This window comes from Alcanivorax sp. HI0044 (assembly GCF_001634945.1).
On sequence record NZ_LWEZ01001141.1, the window covers coordinates 1 to 4,025 of the forward strand.

Genomic DNA, 4,025 nt, shown 5'->3' on the forward strand with positions numbered 1-4,025 from the left:
TTCAATATTCAGCGGCGCCAGCAGGTGCTGCATTTCAGCGAGTTTCTTGGCATTGCCGGAGGCGAGTACGATTTTTTCCATGGGGACCTCCTGACGTCGTTAGCTGCTAGCGTCTAGCCGCGAGCCACGAGAAAAAGATAAAAGAGCGGGAACCTGGATCCCGAGTTCCACACTGTCTAACGTCGTAGCTCGTAGCTCGTAGCTCGTAGCTCGTAGCTCGTAGCTCGTAGCTCGTAGCTCGTAGCTCGTAGCTCGTAGCTCGTAGCTCGTAGCTGCTTAGCCCTTCACCCGATAAATGGCGATTTCTCCGAACAGGTTTGGCCACCATTTGCTGAGCACGCTGGTGCGGTGATTACGGTTAATCACCTGGCGTTCGAGGATGCGAATGCCGTGCTTTCGGCAGTGGGTTTCAAAATCCTGCACGGTGCACAGGTGAATGTTCGGGGTGTTGTACCACTCGTAGGGCAGCGCGGACGACACCGGCATGCGCCCTTTCAGGCCCAGGTAAGCGCGGACTTTCCAGTGGCCGAAGTTGGGGAAAGTGATAATCGCTTCGCGACCCACGCGGACCATTTCGTTGAGGATCTGGTCCGGGCGCAGCACCGCTTGCAGTGCCTGGGTCATCACCACGTAATCAAAGCGGTGATCCTGGAAGTTGCCCAGGCCGCCATCCAGATCCTGCTCCAGAACATTCACGCCCTTTTCAAAACAGGCGGCCAGGTTGTCCTGGTTGATTTCCAGGCCATAGCCGGCGGTTTGCTTGTGCGCTTTCAGGTGGGCCAGCAGGGTGCCGTCGCCGCAACCCAGGTCCAGCAGGGTTGCGTTGTGGGGAATCCAGTCACTGATTAGCTGAAGGTCATCACGCATCGGCACTGGCCCCCGCATTTTCCGTCCGGCTTTCGGTTTCGTTGGCGCTGTTTTCCACCTCGTTGGCGACCCTGTGCATGTAGGCACCGAACAATTTGGTGTACTCGGGGATATCCAGCAGGAAGGCGTCGTGGCCCTTGGGCGTGTCGATTTCAGCGTAACTCACATTGCGGCCGGCGTGGACCAGGCCGTTGACGATTTCCCGACTGCGTTCCGGGGCGAAGCGCCAGTCCGAGGTGAACGACATGACCAGGAAGTTGCAGCTGGGTTTGGCGAGCGCCTGCTCCAGGGAGTGGTCGAATTCCCGGGCCGGGTCGAAATAGTCCAGCGCCTTGGTCATCAGCAGGTAGGTGTTGGCGTCGAAATTGCGTGAAAATACTTCGCCCTGATGGCGCAGGTAGGATTCCACCTGAAACTCCACATCAAAACCGAAATGGAAGCGCCCGGCGCGCAGGTCGCGGCCGAACTTCATGCGCATGGCGTCGTCACTCAGGTAGGTGATGTGGCCGACCATGCGCGCCAGAATCAGCCCTTGGCGCGGGTAGGTATCATGCAGGTAATAACGCCCCCCGTGGAAGTTCGGGTCGGTCAGAATCGACTGTCGCGCCACTTCATTAAAGGCGATGTTCTGGGCAGAGAGCTTCGGCGCAGCGGCGATGACCACTGCATGGCTGAGGCGTTCCGGGTAATCGATGGACCACTGCAGGGCTTGCATGCCCCCCATGCTGCCGCCGATGACCGCGGCCCAGCGTTGAATGCCGAGCACATCGGCCAATCGTGCCTGGCTGTTTACCCAGTCCTTCACCGTCATCATGGGAAAGTCCGGGCCCCAGGGCTGGCCGGTCTCCGGATTGATGGACGCCGGGCCGGTAGAGCCGTGGCAGCCGCCCAGGTTGTTCAGGCTGACCACGAAGAAGCGGTCCGTGTCGATGACCTTGCCGGGGCCGATGCAGGTGTCCCACCAGCCCGGGCGTTTGTCGTCCGGCCGGTGATAGCCGGCGGCGTGATGGTGGCCGGACAGGGCATGGCAGATCAGCACCGCGTTGGATGCGTCGCGGTTCAGGGTGCCGTAGGTTTCATAAACCAGATCATAGGTCGGCAGCGTGCGGCCACATTCCAGCTCCAACGGGGTGTCGAAGTGGTGAACCTGTGGCTCGATCAGCCCTACGGAGCCGGCGGCGGCATGGGGCAAGACGTCGGGATTCTGTGGCGACATGATGACTCGCTAGCAAGAGATGTCGCAAAGTCTAAAGCCCGCCCGGTGGCGGCGCAATCAAAGCCCGGTGGTTGCCATGGTATCCTGCCAATTGGGGACGGTATTTTCGTGGTTCTGCGTATCTGCCATGCCTGCTGCTTTCCCGTCAAACCCCTGTGCGCCGCAAAGCGGGGAAAGCGTGTCGGAATAACGACAGCATTTCAGGCTGCGTGTTTTTCGTCAGGCATCCGGCATTTGGCGTCTAGCGATTATCAGGAAGTGTATGAAGAAAGAGTCGGTAGTGGACGCGTTGTATGAAAAAGTGGCCAACGATGAAGATGCGCGCACCTGTACAGACATTAGTGAGGACGCTTGCCGGGAGGTGCCGGGCAACTTCTTTCGCATTATCGCCGCCAATACCCTGACCAAGGTCGGTGACCTGTTGATCAACCCGAAAACCGTGCTGGCCTGGCTGATCAGCGCGGTGGGCGCGCCGGGTTCTCTGGCCGCCTTGCTGGTGCCCATTCGTGAGTCCGGTTCGTTGATTCCTCAGTTGATGATCGGCGCACTGGTGCGTCGCTACCCGGTGCGTAAGGGCTTCTGGGTGCTTGGGGCGGCGCTGCAGGGATTGTCTGTGCTGGGCATGGCGTTGGTGGTGTGGCTGCTGGACGGCCTGGCTGCGGGGTGGGCGATTGTCGGCCTGTTGGTGCTCTTTAGCATCAGCCGGGGCTTCTGTTCCGTGTCCATGAAGGATGTGCAGGGCAAGTGTATTCCCAAATCCCGCCGTGGCCGGCTCACCGGCCTTTCGGCCACGCTGTCCGGCGCGCTGACCTTCGGGCTGACGCTGCTGATCTTCCGTGGCGACAGCGACCCTTCCATCCTGTTCTACAGTGCACTGCTGGCCGGTGCCGGTGCGGCCTGGTTGGTGGCTGCGCTGGTGTTTCTGTCCGTGGATGAATATCCCGGTGCCAGCGAGGGCGGCAGCAACGCCCTGCGCGAGGCCTGGAACAGCTTGTCCCTGTTGAAGGACGATGTGCCCTTCCGACGCTTCGTGATGACCCGTGCCTTGCTGATGGCGTCGTCATTGGCGTCGCCGTTTCTGGTGTTACTGGCGAAAGAGCAGTCCAGCCTGGCGTTGCTGCTGGGGAGTTTCGTGTTGGCGTCGAGCCTGGCCAGTGCGGTGAGTGCCACGGTGTGGGGCTATATGGCAGACAGCTCCAGTCGTGCCGTCATGATCCGTGGCGGCACCCTGGCAGCGCTGGTGTGTGTGGTGGCGGGTGCGGTGTCGGTGTCCGGTGTGCAGGCAGAGGGCATGCACTGGTTGTACCCGGTGGCCTTTTTCATCCTGGCCATTGCTCATGCCGGCGTGCGTATCGGCCGCAAGACCTACATGGTGGACATGGCGGGCGGCACCAAGCGCACCGATTACACGGCGGTGAGCAATACCGTGATTGGCGTGCTGTTGCTGGCAGTTGGCGGTATCAGTGCGGCGGTGGCCATGTTGGGTAACGGCTGGGCGTTGCTGGTGCTGGGATGTATGGGGGTGATGGGTGTCGCCAGTGCGAAATCTCTCAAAAGCGTGTAAGTAATATCGCAATGATATGAAAAAGATTTTCCATCTGAGGCTTAGGTATTAATCTTGCCGCCTTTGCCAAAAGTAAGGGGGAAATCATGAAAAAACGCTAGGGAACCTCTGAAAAACTCCTTGCATGCTCAGCGTGGCCTGAAGCGTGCAGCTGTTGCGTCTTGTCTTGATGGTCAGGGTGGTTCCCTTTCCGAGAGGCAAGGCGCAGCAGGTGTGCGCTTCAGGCCGCGCCTTTATGCCCGAACGGGTGCTTCGGGTCATCCAGGCTGGCCCGCACTCGTTGTTGCGCTTTTTCGATGGATGGACATATCTCGATCCCAGTTAGGGGACACCTTCAAAAGCGCGCCCTCTGTGCCCCGAATGGGGTATAGATTGCGA

Annotated in this window: 3 protein-coding genes; 1 reads left to right on the forward strand and 2 read right to left on the reverse strand. The window is 59.9% G+C overall.

Going from position 1 to position 4,025, the window contains the following annotated elements; genetic code table 11:
• Positions 1 to 276 precede the first annotated feature (276 nt).
• Together metW and A3730_RS14330 are read right to left on the reverse strand one after the other, a co-directional pair.
• Entirely contained in the window at positions 277 to 867 is a 591-nt protein-coding gene (gene metW, locus A3730_RS14325; RefSeq protein ID WP_063520918.1) for a methionine biosynthesis protein MetW, read from the reverse strand.
• A complete protein-coding gene (locus tag A3730_RS14330) occupies positions 860 to 2,083 on the reverse strand; it encodes a homoserine O-acetyltransferase (protein WP_063538301.1) in 1,224 nt (407 codons plus the stop codon). The genes metW and A3730_RS14330 overlap by 8 nt, the downstream gene beginning before the upstream one ends.
• Positions 2,084 to 2,345: 262 nt before the next feature.
• Here A3730_RS14330 and A3730_RS14335 point away from each other — a divergent pair, with 262 nt between their 5' ends.
• On the forward strand, positions 2,346 to 3,647 hold the full coding sequence (locus tag A3730_RS14335) for a hypothetical protein (RefSeq protein WP_063520459.1): 1,302 nt from the start codon (positions 2,346 to 2,348) through the stop codon (positions 3,645 to 3,647).
• The last annotated feature ends 378 nt before the right edge of the window (positions 3,648 to 4,025 follow it).